Origin of the sequence: Mastigocladopsis repens PCC 10914 (genome assembly GCF_000315565.1) — a bacterium.
GTDB classification, from domain to species: Bacteria; Cyanobacteriota; Cyanobacteriia; order Cyanobacteriales; family Nostocaceae; genus Mastigocladopsis; species Mastigocladopsis repens.
In genome coordinates, this window is the sequence record NZ_JH992901.1 from 4,538,532 (window position 1) to 4,552,049 (window position 13,518).

13 protein-coding genes and 2 pseudogenes are annotated in these 13,518 nt (G+C 42.3%); 8 read left to right on the top strand and 7 right to left on the bottom strand.

What is annotated here, in order from left to right:
- Positions 1–113: 113 nt before the first annotated feature.
- Positions 114–731, bottom strand: a complete 618-nt coding sequence (locus tag MAS10914_RS0122210; protein WP_017318147.1) for a YqhA family protein — start codon at positions 729–731, stop codon at positions 114–116.
- A 450-nt stretch (positions 732–1,181) separates the two neighbouring features.
- On the opposite strand from MAS10914_RS0122210, the pseudogene miaE reads away from it, so the two are divergent.
- The 4 genes and pseudogenes from miaE to MAS10914_RS0122230 form a co-directional block, all read left to right on the top strand.
- Positions 1,182–1,385 (top strand): annotated as a pseudogene (gene miaE, locus MAS10914_RS33120) (tRNA isopentenyl-2-thiomethyl-A-37 hydroxylase MiaE); the annotation flags it as partial.
- A 17-nt stretch (positions 1,386–1,402) separates the two neighbouring features.
- A pseudogene (locus tag MAS10914_RS31715) lies at positions 1,403–1,722 on the top strand (GNAT family N-acetyltransferase); the annotation flags it as partial.
- 49 nt (positions 1,723–1,771) lie between these two features.
- Positions 1,772–2,443, top strand: a complete 672-nt coding sequence (locus MAS10914_RS0122225; protein ID WP_017318150.1) for a ComF family protein — start codon at positions 1,772–1,774, stop codon at positions 2,441–2,443.
- A 178-nt stretch (positions 2,444–2,621) separates the two neighbouring features.
- Complete coding sequence (locus tag MAS10914_RS0122230) at positions 2,622–3,083, top strand: PPC domain-containing protein (RefSeq protein ID WP_026082737.1); 462 nt, start codon at positions 2,622–2,624, stop codon at positions 3,081–3,083.
- A gap of 43 nt (positions 3,084–3,126) precedes the next feature.
- Here the strand turns inward: MAS10914_RS0122230 and cobS are convergent, their stop codons facing one another.
- On the bottom strand, positions 3,127–3,915 hold the full coding sequence (cobS, locus tag MAS10914_RS0122235) for an adenosylcobinamide-GDP ribazoletransferase (protein ID WP_017318152.1): 789 nt from the start codon (positions 3,913–3,915) through the stop codon (positions 3,127–3,129).
- A 391-nt stretch (positions 3,916–4,306) separates the two neighbouring features.
- On the opposite strand from cobS, the gene MAS10914_RS0122240 reads away from it, so the two are divergent.
- From MAS10914_RS0122240 to MAS10914_RS0122250, 3 genes are all read left to right on the top strand, one after another.
- On the top strand, positions 4,307–4,759 hold the full coding sequence (locus tag MAS10914_RS0122240; protein WP_017318153.1) for a hypothetical protein: 453 nt from the start codon (positions 4,307–4,309) through the stop codon (positions 4,757–4,759).
- Between the two features lie 209 nt (positions 4,760–4,968).
- Positions 4,969–6,123, top strand: coding sequence for a tRNA guanosine(34) transglycosylase Tgt (tgt, locus tag MAS10914_RS0122245; protein WP_026082738.1), 1,155 nt, complete (start codon positions 4,969–4,971; stop codon positions 6,121–6,123).
- Positions 6,124–6,182: 59 nt separating this feature from the next.
- On the top strand, positions 6,183–6,320 hold the full coding sequence (locus MAS10914_RS0122250; protein WP_017318155.1) for a photosystem II reaction center protein K: 138 nt from the start codon (positions 6,183–6,185) through the stop codon (positions 6,318–6,320).
- Positions 6,321–6,435: 115 nt separating this feature from the next.
- Here MAS10914_RS0122250 and MAS10914_RS32270 read toward each other — a convergent pair whose 3' ends face one another.
- A complete protein-coding gene (locus MAS10914_RS32270; protein ID WP_017318156.1) occupies positions 6,436–7,122 on the bottom strand; it encodes a RodZ family helix-turn-helix domain-containing protein in 687 nt (228 codons plus the stop codon).
- Between the two features lie 44 nt (positions 7,123–7,166).
- Positions 7,167–8,306: a hypothetical protein gene (locus tag MAS10914_RS30820; RefSeq protein WP_017318157.1), complete on the bottom strand. Its 1,140-nt coding sequence runs from the start codon at positions 8,304–8,306 to the stop codon at positions 7,167–7,169.
- A gap of 742 nt (positions 8,307–9,048) precedes the next feature.
- On the opposite strand from MAS10914_RS30820, the gene dacB reads away from it, so the two are divergent.
- Entirely contained in the window at positions 9,049–10,518 is a 1,470-nt protein-coding gene (dacB, locus tag MAS10914_RS0122265) for a D-alanyl-D-alanine carboxypeptidase/D-alanyl-D-alanine endopeptidase (RefSeq protein WP_017318158.1), read from the top strand.
- Between the two features lies 1 nt (position 10,519).
- Here dacB and MAS10914_RS0122270 read toward each other — a convergent pair whose 3' ends face one another.
- The 3 genes from MAS10914_RS0122270 to MAS10914_RS0122280 all read right to left on the bottom strand — a co-directional run bounded on the left by MAS10914_RS0122270 (position 10,520) and on the right by MAS10914_RS0122280 (position 13,516).
- Positions 10,520–11,221 carry a Uma2 family endonuclease gene (locus MAS10914_RS0122270; protein ID WP_017318159.1) on the bottom strand — a complete coding sequence of 234 codons (702 nt, stop codon included), beginning with the start codon at positions 11,219–11,221 and terminating at the stop codon, positions 10,520–10,522.
- Positions 11,222–11,374: 153 nt separating this feature from the next.
- Positions 11,375–12,181: an FHA domain-containing protein gene (locus tag MAS10914_RS0122275; RefSeq protein ID WP_017318160.1), complete on the bottom strand. Its 807-nt coding sequence runs from the start codon at positions 12,179–12,181 to the stop codon at positions 11,375–11,377.
- A gap of 144 nt (positions 12,182–12,325) precedes the next feature.
- Positions 12,326–13,516 carry a DNA double-strand break repair nuclease NurA gene (locus MAS10914_RS0122280; protein WP_017318161.1) on the bottom strand — a complete coding sequence of 397 codons (1,191 nt, stop codon included), beginning with the start codon at positions 13,514–13,516 and terminating at the stop codon, positions 12,326–12,328.
- Positions 13,517–13,518 lie beyond the last annotated feature (2 nt).

A 13,518-nucleotide genomic window follows, 5' to 3' on the forward strand; every position in this document is an offset into this window, starting at 1 on the left:
GATTTAAATTTGATTGTGTGAACTACGCACCCGCAATATCTTAGGGGTATAGGTGAAGTCTACAGCAAATGTAAAAAGCGCCCGACGAAGGCGCAGTTTATTTTCGGACAAGTCTAGTTTTTATGTTTACCATTGCGAGGAGATTCTCGAGGAACCAATGTGATATTTTTCGGTTGATTTAGAGATTCAATGAACCTATCTTTCACGTCTTCTACCATTTTTTCTAATTTAGAATCATAATTTTCAGTTTGATAATTTTTATTTAACTTACTAGGCGAAAAATTAGTAAAAATTGTCAAAGCAATAATTACTATAGACACTGCTGTACCATAGGATAGTAAGTTGGGATCATTATTCACTACGGCAACAAGAAACTGGACAGCTATAACAGCTACTACCGCCTTAATAAGTTTTTCTTTGAGGTCATCTAAATTACGAATCAGTAGCCAATTGGGGAGTTTAAGGTTACCAATAAATAGCTCGTATAAGCCCAGACCACTAATCAAGATTACAGTGGCTAGAAGCATGATATCAACGATTTCAATAAAGGAAATAGCCGTTTTGAAAATCATTGCTTTGTGAATTTTTCCAGTCAGGCTTTTGCTAAGGAGTTCAACAATAGTCGTCAAAGTGTGTATCGCACTGTATATGATCAAAACACATGCTGCCAGCACATTAGATAATGCAGGCAAAAGCATAATATATTTTGCAGAAGATAGTACTTGACGCATGAAGAAACCTCAATTATTTTTTGGTGAGAATATTGCAACGTGGGAATTTACCCCTACCAGGCTTGATTCTAATTGGGGAAGTGAAAACAAACATATTTACTCACATGGCTAGAAATCGTTAGAGTATTCAGCCACTTACGTACTGGAACAAGTTGAGCCTGTAGTAGAATGCTTACTTTATAATTTATTACATGAATACATAATTTTTTAAAGAGTCTAAATATAGAAAATATGCATCCACTGCATAATCAAATTAAATCATCAGACTAAAACTATTAAAATCTTTCCCAAGAAAAACTGATTTACAAAGTGTTCGTGAAAGAGCAGCTTTGAGCCAAACAGAGTCGAGTGCTATGTTTAGACTTTCTCAAGCGCAGGTGAGTTAACCTGTCATTGTTATAAGGATACAGGAAGTTCTTGCTGTACTTATATTGGATATATGTATTGGATATAGCGACTCATTGCCCTGAGTCAGAATTAGCGAAATTTTACCACAGCTTGATGGCATCTGAGGCGCGGCACTATGGTGTCTACTGGGTTCTCGCTGATACCTACTTTGACCGTGAAGTTGTCATGCAACGGCTGGATGAGTTGGCGGTTGTCGAAAGTCAGGTGCTGGCAAATTTGCACTCAGAACCCCGAATTCATAGCTAACAGTACTAAGGGAGAGAATGAAACATTCCTATCGAGATTTTTTGATTCGTGATTGGGAAAAAAGCGATCGCATCCGAACTGGTGAAGTTATTCGTTGTGTATTATCAGAATACGGTTTGGGTTGGCAGCCAGAAGGAGCAGACCGAGATGTGCTGCAAGTGGAAGAATATTACTTAGCAGTTGGAGGAGAGTTTTGGGTCATTGAATACCAAAACCAACTTGTGGTTACTGGGGTATACTACCCTATTAAGCGAGGGAAAAAGCCGTAGAAATCCACCAAATGTATTTTTTGCCGAGTGTTAGGGGTTTAGGTCTGGGAAAATATTTGCTACAACAGTGAGAGGCAGCGATCGCTTGTATGTAAAGTCGCTGCGCTCTAGTTCTCAATGCAACCTTTGATTAAAAATCTCGCAAGCTTATTAAACCTTTTTCTCCAATCAAACTGCCCCCTTTGCCAGCGTCCAACCTCCCAGGAATTGTGTCAAAACTGTGCCAGACAGTTGCAAAAATGTCACCTAAAAGACCCCAGATATCTGTGGAAAGACCCCCTACCAGTGTTTGCTTGGGGGGCGTATGGCGGTATCCTCAAACGGGCGATCGCTACAATGAAATACGACAATCAACCCCAGATTGCCCGTCCTTTGGGTCAATGGTTAGGAGAAGCATGGCTACTAAATTCGCCTATATGCGAACGCAAGGTTGTGGTTGTTCCTATCCCACTCCACGCAAGCAGGCAAAAACAACGAGGATACAATCAAGCTGGATTGATAGCACAAAGTTTCTGCGAAACGACTGGATTAAAATTGAAACAAAATGGTTTGGAAAGGGTGCGAACGACTGAGGCACAGCATTCTTTATCTGCCTGTGAGCGAGCAAAAAATTTAGCTGAAGCCTTTGGCATAGGGCAAGATTTTCGTCGCCGTCCAGAAGCTCCAGTGCTTTTGATTGATGACATTTACACTACGGGTGCTACTGCTATGTCTGCTATGCAAACACTTAATCAAGCAGGAATTGCAGTTTTAGGGTTAGCAGCAACTGCCATGACCTTGAGAGAGTAGAGGCGCAGAGTCTTGCGTCCTTATTGAGGTAGGTGTAGGGATTATTTTTTTTATTTTGGATTTTGAATTGTTAAAGCCTTGCGCTCTGTTCCCAAATAGGCAAATCCTGTATAGGAAAACTATAATTGACCAGGCTACTCTGTTTTTATGGGAAGTTTTTGTGGGAATAGTCTTTGGGATGAGAAGTAAGGGTTTTGCCGTGGGATTGAAACAAGTCACAATAATTCCTGCTACATTACTAGCAGTTGGTATAAGTACAACGGCAGCTTTCGCTCAAGCTAATAAGTTGTATAGTCCAATTCCCATACCTCTCGGTAATGAAGTTTTCGATACACTCTCTGACAAAGACATTCCCACAGGTCAAGGTGGATTTGCCCGTGATTACATGGTCAAGTTGAGTAAGGGTGATAATCTGGCAATTGATCTGGTGTCTGAAAGTTTTGACTGTATCATCACGCTGTTGGCACCAGACGGAACAACAGTAGCAGAAAATGATGATGGTCCTGATGGCAGTAGTAATTCCCTACTTTTTACCCGCGTCGCGGAAACAGGTACTTACGTCATTCGCGTTCGGTCTTTTGGAGAAACTGGGATTGGGGCTTTTAAACTCAAGGTCACACGGCTACAGCCAGTTAAATAAAATTATAAATTCTAAATTATGAATTAGAAAAATTTTTAATTATTTACAATCCATGGTTTTCCAAAGCCGTTAGTACACAAAGAAATAAAGCTTCAGTCCATTCCACGACTGCGCCGTAGGTATCTCCTGTGTGTCCCCCTAATTTATAGTTAAACCAAGCACCAGTCAGAGTGGCGATCGCACTTCCTGCCAATATCATTCCCAAAGCAAAAAACAAACGTTCTTTGTCCAGTAGTATTTGTAAACCGCTCAAACTTACCATCAAGAATAGTCCTGGTAATAAATCTTTATATAAACGAATTGCATATTTATGAAATGCACCTTTGCCAGTTGGTTTGAGGTAAGGATACCGGACAATTGCTAGTTGTTGACCCCAACGTCCCCAGCCACAAGCAGCCATCAAAGCCAACCAACGGTTTTTGTCTAAATCTGTCAATGCCGCTGTTTTAAGTAACATCAAGGCAATTGCTGCCATTGCGCCAAATGCACCTGTAGCACTATCTGCCATCACCTCTAGTCGCCGCTTTGGATCACCCACTGCCAATCCATCCGCAGTATCCATTGCTCCATCTAAATGCAGTCCACCAGTCATCGCAATCCAAACAACCACTACCAAAGCGCTACGAGTGAGTGTTGGCACACTCAAATAATTCATGCTGACATCAAATAGCCCTAAAATTCCCCCAATGATGAATCCTACTTGTGGGGCAAGCCGCGCCACCTTCGTGAAGTCTAACCCGTTTACATAAGGTAGGGGGATAGAAGTATAGAATATAACAGATGCTGCTATATCTAATAGCAGTTGTTTCCACCAAGGATACTGATTAGCCATAACTATCACAATGAAATAGGGAGTCCCTGGACTGTGACAATAAGGAATTACACTGACAATTTCGGTACATACAGCGGCATAATTTTTAAAGCTTTAAATAAGATTTGCATTTATGAGAAACTTAATCCAAGAAACTTTGTTATGCTTATCGCAGTGATAGAAGTTAACTATCTTGTATAAGATTAACAGCTTTATACTGAGATTAGGCAATCAAAGTTTGAGTTCACTGGCAGTTTAGCAATACTGTTTCCCAAAGAATCAGTTATCGCAGCTTTTTAGTCATTCGCTCTACAGAGTTGATATTTAATTAAAATGTAGGGGGTAAAAAAAGCTTTTGGTTTGACTGCTTGGCTGTGTTGTCTCTCACCTGCGCTCTTGAAGTTATTTGATTATGACTCACCATCTACCTAACGCAAAGATACCAGCTCCGTGCATTATCAATACAGGCGTGGTTGTCAACAAGCTTGATATCCGGCGATTGCTAGCAGATTTAGGTCGTGTCCGTTACATCTACACCTTAGAGGGTAAGTTACACAGCGAGGGAGAGGGGGATGTTATGGAAGTCTTTGCCAATCCACAACGGTCTACCCTAGTCGCCAACCATACTCTTTACCTGAATATTTACAGTTTTGATTATTTGGAACTGAAACAGTCCGCAGAAAAACAAACCTACTTTGACCTAGTGCAAGAAGGGGTGTGTCTGCGACTGATTCCCCTCTCGACTCCCTTACAAGAGCGACAACAGCGTTGCTTGAATGTCCACGATATAGAAGTGATGATGGAGCAGGTTCTATCAGCCAAATGGGATGCGGAGTTTGATGACGATAATTCAGATTTGCTCTAAAGCTATTAGTTCTTAGATATCAGCTTTTGAGTATTTTTTAGGAACAAACGTTTTTGTCTAGTCTAACTTAATTTTAAGATAACCTGTTAGTTAAAAAGCTGACTCTAAGGAGCCAGTGCGTTGGGGAAGCAGCGCTGTCTCACCGTGAGCGGGTTCCCCGAGTTGAGGCGACTGGCGTTGCTGAGTGTTCGATAAAGGTTAATTGTGTCTTGAGAGAAAAATTTTCTTTTGAATGTCTTGCCCGTTGTAGCCAAACAAAAGCTAGAGCCGGGATTTTTTTTACCCCTCATGGTCTGGTGGAAACCCCACGATTTATGCCGGTGGGGACCCTGGCAAATGTTAAAACTCTCACTCCAGCCCAACTGCGGGATACGGGAGCACAGATGATATTGTGCAATACTTATCATCTGCATCTCCAACCAGGTGAAGCAATTGTGGCTGGTGGAGGAGGACTGCACAAATTTATGGGCTGGGATGGTCCGATTTTGACTGACTCTGGAGGCTTTCAGGTCTTTAGCTTGAGCGAAATGCGAAAAATCAGTGAAGAGGGTGTCACGTTTCGCTCACCCCATGATGGTCAAATTATTAACTTAACACCAGAACGCTCTATTGAGATTCAGAATATTCTGGGGGCGGATGTCATCATGGCGTTTGATGAGTGTCCACCGTACCCAGCGAGTCGCCAAGAGGTGGAAGCAGCAACGCAACGAACTTACCGTTGGCTAGAACGTTGTATGTCGGCGCATCAATGCAGTGATCAGGCATTGTTTGGTATTGTCCAAGGAGGTGTGCATCTTGATTTGCGCTCCCAAGCCGCTGTTGCTTTAACAAAGTTGGATCTGGCCGGATATGCGATTGGTGGTGTGAGTGTGGGCGAACCACCAGAACTGATTGCAACAATTGTGCAAGCAACAGCGCCGCTGCTACCACCAGAAAAACCGCGTTATTTGATGGGTGTCGGGACTTATCGGGAGATAGCTATTGCGATCGCATCAGGTGTGGATTTATTTGATTGCGTCATTCCCACTCGTTGGGCGAGACATGGTACGGCGATGGTGCAAGGCGAACGGTGGAACTTAAAGAATGCAAAGTTTCGTGAAGATTTTACGCCTTTAGATGAAACTTGTCCTTGCTACACTTGTCAAAACTTTAGCCGTGCATACTTGTCTCATTTGGTGCGATCGCAAGAAATATTGGCTTACACCTTGTTAAGCATTCACAATATTACCGAACTCATTCACTTCACTCAAAGGATACGCAAGGCAATATTGGAAGACCGATTTACCACAGAATTTGCCAACTGGCTTACTCCAGAAAGTGCTGAGGACTCAGTAGAAAAACACTCAGGACTCATAAATGACTAAACCGTGTTAAGATACTTGTCAATTGTGAAAGCTGTGTTGGATAGGTGGATTTAATAAATATGGAAGCAGCATTGTTATTAGCAAAACTACCTGAAGCTTACCAAATCTTCGACCCTCTGGTAGATGTTCTACCACTCATCCCTGTATTTTTCTTATTGCTGGCTTTTGTTTGGCAAGCAGCCGTTGGCTTCAGATAAATAAAATCGGTGGACGCTATGCATCGCGTCCCCACTATTATGAGAATATGACAACATTAAGTAGGGTGGGCAATGCTCACCCTACTTAAGTCTATAATTTAGCAATAGATGGTCACTAGCTCGCTTTAAGCGCCGCTCTTAATTCTTTGAGCACAAGACCAACTTCTACAAATTCTGCGTTATTAGAGAGCTTTTCGAGAGTTTCAACGTTGCTTTTAAGAACAATGCTGTTGTAAGCCTCAATAGCGCCATTCAATTGACTGACATCTACAATTAACTGTACTGGTTGTAATGCAGCTAGAGTAACACCTGGTGTTGTTGCAGAATCAAAGCCTTTGAACAAACCTGCTAAGTTGTTCACAAGCCCTGTAATTAGAGATTGAGAAACTCCTAAACTAGATAAAGAAGTCTGTACTGCACTGGTTGCTGCACTAGCATCAGATCCCTGCACGAGGACAACAACAACAGGACTTGTTGAAGTGCCAAGAGTACCGCTCGTAGAGTCAGCATCGATAGATTGTTGCACTATATTGCTAGCCACATTATTCAAACTTTGTTGAACTTGCTGTGGAATGCTAATTGTACCGTTTACCTCAACTGATACATTAGTACCCGGTACGGGTTGAGTAGGTGCTGGCTGATTTGTACGATTAAAAGTATCGCCAGAGAACGTGGATGATTCTACACTAGTTCCGTTAACAACATTCTGACCAGCGTAGACTTTTAAGGGTGTAGCGCTTACAAGACAACCCGCAAACAATAGTAAAAAAACCAGACTGAGGCGAGATTTTTGCTTTTTCATTACTGCTGGATGAAATTTCCTAATTTTTCTACAAAGCTGAGAAGTTAGAACTGGAAAACATAGCCTGCACTTAAGCTTAAGCCACTAGCTTGCTCAAGATTGTTCGTCACGTCTGTGAAAATAGCATTGATGACTATGGGGGTTTGTCGCAAAGGAGTAAATGAGCCACCTACATTAAGGCTATTTCCAGTCCAGCTACTGACTACAGAGACTTGTGGAGCAACTCGCAAACCCACACTACCAAAAAAATTGATGGGATTTTCGTCTGCTTCGATAGCCCCTTTAGAACGAAAACTGCCAGTCCCAAGACCCAGAGAAACAGTTAAAGGCAATTGATTATTGGGCTGTAAATAAAATGGCTTAGTCACGACACCATAAAAAGTGTCTCTTGCATTGTTGACTTCTCCCCATTTTACGGGATTTGACCAGCCAACAGCTACTGCCGTGCCATCTGCAAAGTACTTATGTAGTTTTAGACCAATACCTCCACTTTCGCCAAAGTCAAAATTTTGACCACCTAAGCTAGTAACGTTGACGCTGATTTCAGCACCTATGGATTTAACCGCGTCTCCCAAGCCAAAACCAACAGATGCTGAACCGTCGATATTATCGCCATCAAAAGGTACATATCCTCCAACACCCACATATGCTTGACGCCAACTAGCACCATAACCTGTGGGAGTCCCAGCACTGGAAGCCGGCGCTGCTTGACCCACAGGTCTGCCTTCTATAAAAATTGGGTCAATCAGAAGCTGTTGACGTAACTTATTAATCTCTCCTAAGGAGTCGCCAACAACACCGGAAGAATCTGTTTGAGCAATTCGCCTGATTGGGGTCAGTTGCTTGGCAGATGAGATTTCAGGTTTGATAAATTCTTTATCTTTCTCCGGCATCATCTTGGAAGATGAGGCAACTTCAAAAGGAATATCACTCAAATCTGCTTCAGTGGTCAACTTTTGGAGTGGAGAAATGTCTAGAATACCATCTGTAGCAGATGCAGGATTCATTTTTTGAAAAGGAGAAACGTCTAGAATACCATCTGTAGCAAATGCGGAATTTATTGAGATAGGTATTGTACTTTGCATAATGGCGGTTGCTAAAGTTGTCCCTAAACCCAAATAAATACACCGCCTATATTTAACTTTGAGACTAGCAGTAGCATTAAGTATTTTTTCTTTATTCATTAGAGATTTAAAATGTTTAAAATTAACTAATCAAATTAAAAACTCGTGAAAAAGCTGTTAGATATCTAATTCCTCCAATCATCTTTAATGACGAAAACACGTCAATTTAAGGGTTTTGCCTGAACCTGAAAAGATGTTAATCCTGTAAATAGATGAAGTCATTGCTTGTCTTTTGTAAACGGATTTTTTGTATTTGGCTTCAGTGAGAACACTTAAATACACAAAAAATGAATTTTCAGCAAAACTCACCAACCCCCCTAGCCTCTTACCACTTTTACACCCCCAGTGATGCGGAGAGTTTTTTTTGGGTGTGGGGATGAAGGTATGAAGTGAGGTTTTGTCATGCTTCGTAGAGCGAAGCTCAGACGCGATTGTATGTTTCCCAATCAGGATGCAGGCGAATGTCAGTTAACCATGAATTGGCATTTTGGCAACTGCGCCAATTTAGAGAGAAGTATCGTAGGTGTTAATACGTTCTTGCACAAAAAATCACACAGCACAAGGCTTAAACCTCCTCTTACCGGTGCTACGCGGTCTTGTACTGTACGACGCGACATGAGTGCCAGCCATATGCCGTCGTGGTTTTAAGATTCCCCAGGTGATAGCCTGGGTTTTTTCTATAGCCAGAGGTTTTTTGTATAAATAAACACTTTAAAAATTTATTTTTTTTACATGAAGTATTTTGCTATTTCATGGATGATAAAACATTCATAAAGCAACAATAATTATTTCAATTCACCTAATGCCTAAAAGAATTTCTCTTGGGTTCCTGCTTGTGTTTTTGGGCAGCCAGGTAGGTATTACTCTCAAACCAGTTCAAGCACAAACACAAGTCGTACCTATAACAACTACCACGAAAACAGTTTGCCCCGCCCAACTAGGAGCAGATGTGGATGCTGTGATTAATCGTCCTCTATTCAGTCGGGCACGTTGGGGCATTTTAGTACAACCTCTGTCTTCTCCCCAAACTCTTTACAGTCGAGATGCCCAAAAATACTTTACCCCGGCTTCCACGACTAAACTGCTGACAACTGCGGCTGCACTACAGCAACTAGGTACAAATTTTCGCTTTCGCACCTCTGTGTATCGCGGTGGTAACGGTGTGTTGTCTGTTGTGGGTAGGGGAGATCCCAGTTTGACTGATGCACAATTAGCAGCTTTGGCAAAGCAGTTGAAGGAGAGGGGTATTCGGATAGCCAATCAGTTGATTGCTGATGATACTTACATTCGAGGAGATATTGTTCACCCCTCCTGGCAATGGGAGGATATACAGTCAGACTATGGCGCACCCATTAACAGCCTAATTTTGAATCAAAATGTTTCTAGTATAAGACTTCTGCCGCAAAGTGTAGGCAAACCTCTCAAAGTTATCTGGGTTGATATCCATGAGGATAGACAGTGGCAAGTTATTAATCAGTCGGTAACCACAGCAGAAAACCAACCAACGTTCATCAATGTTACCCGTGACTTGAAAGGACAAACTTTGCGAATTCAAGGGCAATTGGCGCTCAATTCCGAGCCTGCGTTAGTTAGTTTACCTGTTCTTGCTCCTGCTGAATATTTCTTGCGTCGTTTTCGTAGTACTTTAATAGCAGAGAAAATTCCCGTTCTACAGACGTTTGTATCATCTACTCAGGGCAAGAATGAAGAGGAATTAGCTAATGTGGAATCTCCTCCACTCTCAGAACTTGTCGCACAAACAAATATCAATAGTAATAATCTCTTTGCTGAGTCATTGTTGAGAGCATTAGCTATTAAAAAAACACCAGTTGAAAATCAAAGTTCTGCTGATGCGGGTTTGGAAGTTATGAAGACAACGCTTACCCAAATGGGAGTTGATTCAGCGGGTTACTCTTTGGTAGACGGTTCGGGGTTATCTCGTAAAGACTTGGTGAGTCCAGAAGCGTTGGTTCAAACTTTGCAAGCAATGGCAAAATCACCAGCAGCATTGGTGTATCGAGCATCTTTACCCGTTGCAGCCAGAAGTGGGACTCTGAAAAATCGCTTTCAAGACACACCTGCTGAGGGCATTGTACAAGCGAAAACAGGCTCGATGGGCGGTGTTGTTTCCTTGGCAGGATATGTGAATGCGCCTAGGTACGGTCGAGTCGTTTTTAGTATTATGGTGAATCAAACCGAACAGCCTGCAAGGGTTGTAAGGCAAGCAGTTGATGAGATTGTGGTGTTGTTAGCTCAACTGCAACGTTGTTAAATCACTGAGGCAAATCGCCAAAGCGATCACGATACCTTTTTAACACATCCTCTAGGTTTTGCGATCGCTGGCGTTCTGCTTCTAATTCTTGTTGTGCTTGTTCAGCGCGTTGCTTTTCCTGTTCTAGCTGCGCGTTCACCTCAGCGTAAGAGAAAAATTTGCTACCATCGGGACGATAAATCTGCAACTCCTCATCAGACATATCAAACCTGATACTCAATCGAGGACTCACCCAGTTCGCAATCTCTCTAATGGCATCCAATCCGTCCTCTGTTCTTAACCAACCTTTCAAAGTATTCTTATCTGGGTCGTAGATGTAATACTCCTGAACTCCGTAGCGGTCATAAAACAGGAGCTTTTTCTCCATTTCAGTCGAACTGTTACTAGGAGAGAGGATTTCAAAGACGACTTGTGGTGGGATGTTGTCTTCCTCCCATTGTTTATATGAACCACGGTCTCCCTTTGGTCTACCGAATGCTACCATCACATCTGGTGCTGTGACAATATTATTGCGACCCTTTAGCGGATACCATAACAAGTCCCCAGCAACAAAGACATTTGGGTCATCAGCGTATAACCAATCGAGATTTTGCTGAATCACTATAATCCAGCGAAACTGCTTGGTATTATCTGCCATTGGCTTGCCGTCGCTTTCCGGGTAAATAACTTCTGATGGAGTTGTTGCTAGAGGTTGAGAAACCATAACCAAGCGCGTCACTCTGGATGCTTCCAAGTTAGCACAATTTAGGCTGCGGATAGAATCCTACAGACATTTTTAGTATGCCCCTCATTGTGTATTTTGTAATTATAAACTTACAGAGGTAATGCTCACCTTTAAAAGACGCTGTATGAATAACTATTTTTTCAATAATTCCCTAAAAGAGCGCAAACTATAATTCAAGATTTTCCCGGTATTAAACACTTGATATCCCGCAAATAATAAAGCAGAAGATGCAAGAATAGCAAAAAGATTCACTGACGCAAAGATATTGCCAGTGAACAGCATGACTGCTATTCCCAGTCCTATCAAAACCCATCCTATATTACGATTTAGACGTCGTTGGGTTAAGAAGACAACTCCTGCAACACATAACAGCAAACTAGGGATACGAACAAAAAAACCAATTCGAGTGTTCGCAGAAAATATCACAATCCCTGCTATCATCAGCACCAAACCGATAAGCTTGCTGGGACGATCCACTTGAGGTTGTTTCTTGTTCTCAACAATTTGAGGCTGCACAATCTCAGGCTGAATCACTGTATCTGGACGAATCGGTGTGGAATGAGAGGGAAAAACTAAATTTCGTTTACATTGAAATATAAAAGTTACCTTCTCTTCGTGACCTAGGTCGATTTTATCTCCTAAGGTGAGAGAATAGCGCTTTTTTGGCTCTAGCTTGACATTATTAAGAAACGTCCCGTTAGAGCTTCCTACATCAACAATATAATATGTGCTTTCTTCTACCTGAATCTCTGCATGCAGACGAGAAACAATATCAGCATTTGGCAAAGCTAAAACGTTAATATCTGGTGCAATTTGGTCATTTGGCTTACCAATGCGAATGACAGCAAGATTTGGTAGCAACTCAAAAGAGGTGTTACTTTGAACATGAAAAAGCTCTAAACTTAGCCTTGTTGTCTGTGATGTGCTGAGGTTTTGCATGGCTTGCTTTTGGGGAGCAATTTCTCAATTATTCTAGATTGTCTTGTCTTGTGGCAAAAGCACTTCAATGATAATCCGACATTTAATTGTCTTAGGTGTAATACCTATTGTTACCTATTTTTTTCCATCTGTTGGATATTTAGGTTAAGCAATACTTCCCCGCTTACGTGCTTCCTTGTAAGAAGTTCCTACATTCTTTATGCCAGCTTTAATCATTTGTCGTTCGAGAAGGGCAAAAAAGCGCGCCTTATCTCCACCACGTACCACCGCCTGATTGTGCGCCTCGGCGATCGCCACTGGGTAGCCATATCCTTTCTGCACCTGTCCTAACATGAGTCCCAGTGCAGAGTCAAACATCGCTGTGTTTTGGGCTACCCATGATGGGACTTCTATCCGGGCAATTTCAGTACCTACATGAACGTAACAAAAGTAAACTTGCTGGTCTTCATACAACTCAAGAATGCGAACGTTACTGCGCCATAAGCACCCGCGTTGTCCTGGCTTGAGTTGGGTGGACAAAAGAGTTGTATCTCGTAAAGGTTCAAAGACCTTGCAAGGAACTTTTTCTAATTGATTGGGGCAAAAGCTGGCACAATCTGGTACTGTGTGGGGACAAGCTAAAAGACGCAAAAAGTTCATCCCTTCGACATTACGAGAAGCACTCACGTAGCCCATCAAGGGGATTTGCGCTTCCCGCAACTTTCCCCAAGCTTCTAAGATGGGGGGTAAAATGTGAGCGCGTGCATCTAAGGGCAGTTGTTCTAAAAACCAGTAAATCAACGAACCATCCACCATCGCCAGCGTGGGGACTTCTTGGTTTTCTTGTCCCTCTTTTACACTGCAAGCCAGTTCTGATAATACCATTGCTTCACTTGCTGTCCGGCGAAAACTCATCCATTCTTCAGTACGAATACCCCACTTACGAGAAAGATATAAATCTTCGGGGCGATAAAATATCTCCGGCAAACTATCTAGAACTGGGTAACGGTTTTGACCGTAGTGTAAAACAACTCTACCCATGTTGAGAAGATAGCAGTAAGCAATTTCGTGGTGACTGGGCGCTATTTGGGAACCATCGGTCGCAATGACGGTATGAATTTTCGGGGGAACTGGAATATCAATGCAGGTGTTGAGTGGTTCTATAGGAGTCGCATTGGCAAACAGGATGCGATCGCGCCATTTTTCCTGTCGCTGCACTAACTCTTCCTGACATTCCAAAGCGTTTTGAAAATGTTTTTGAGCCAATTCTAAACGCTGGCGACTAGCAGCAGCCTCTTGCGTCAGATGTTGACTCAAACCCTGCATTTGTCCTGTGATTTTAGTAAGGTCAAGCATAG

What these genes read in the sequence shown, in the direction of transcription:
- MAS10914_RS0122210 (WP_017318147.1), bottom strand. Translation starts at nt 731, where the DNA reads ATGCGTCAAGTACTATCTTCTGCAAAATATATTATGCTTTTGCCTGCA.
- MAS10914_RS0122225 (WP_017318150.1), top strand. Translation starts at nt 1,772, where the DNA reads ATGCAACCTTTGATTAAAAATCTCGCAAGCTTATTAAACCTTTTTCTC.
- MAS10914_RS0122230 (WP_026082737.1), top strand. Translation starts at nt 2,622, where the DNA reads ATGAGAAGTAAGGGTTTTGCCGTGGGATTGAAACAAGTCACAATAATT.
- cobS (WP_017318152.1), bottom strand. Translation starts at nt 3,915, where the DNA reads ATGGCTAATCAGTATCCTTGGTGGAAACAACTGCTATTAGATATAGCA.
- MAS10914_RS0122240 (WP_017318153.1), top strand. Translation starts at nt 4,307, where the DNA reads ATGACTCACCATCTACCTAACGCAAAGATACCAGCTCCGTGCATTATC.
- MAS10914_RS0122250 (WP_017318155.1), top strand. Translation starts at nt 6,183, where the DNA reads ATGGAAGCAGCATTGTTATTAGCAAAACTACCTGAAGCTTACCAAATC.
- MAS10914_RS32270 (WP_017318156.1), bottom strand. Translation starts at nt 7,122, where the DNA reads ATGAAAAAGCAAAAATCTCGCCTCAGTCTGGTTTTTTTACTATTGTTT.
- MAS10914_RS30820 (WP_017318157.1), bottom strand. Translation starts at nt 8,306, where the DNA reads ATGAATAAAGAAAAAATACTTAATGCTACTGCTAGTCTCAAAGTTAAA.
- dacB (WP_017318158.1), top strand. Translation starts at nt 9,049, where the DNA reads ATGCCTAAAAGAATTTCTCTTGGGTTCCTGCTTGTGTTTTTGGGCAGC.
- MAS10914_RS0122270 (WP_017318159.1), bottom strand. Translation starts at nt 11,221, where the DNA reads ATGGTTTCTCAACCTCTAGCAACAACTCCATCAGAAGTTATTTACCCG.
- MAS10914_RS0122275 (WP_017318160.1), bottom strand. Translation starts at nt 12,181, where the DNA reads ATGCAAAACCTCAGCACATCACAGACAACAAGGCTAAGTTTAGAGCTT.
- MAS10914_RS0122280 (WP_017318161.1), bottom strand. Translation starts at nt 13,516, where the DNA reads ATGCTTGACCTTACTAAAATCACAGGACAAATGCAGGGTTTGAGTCAA.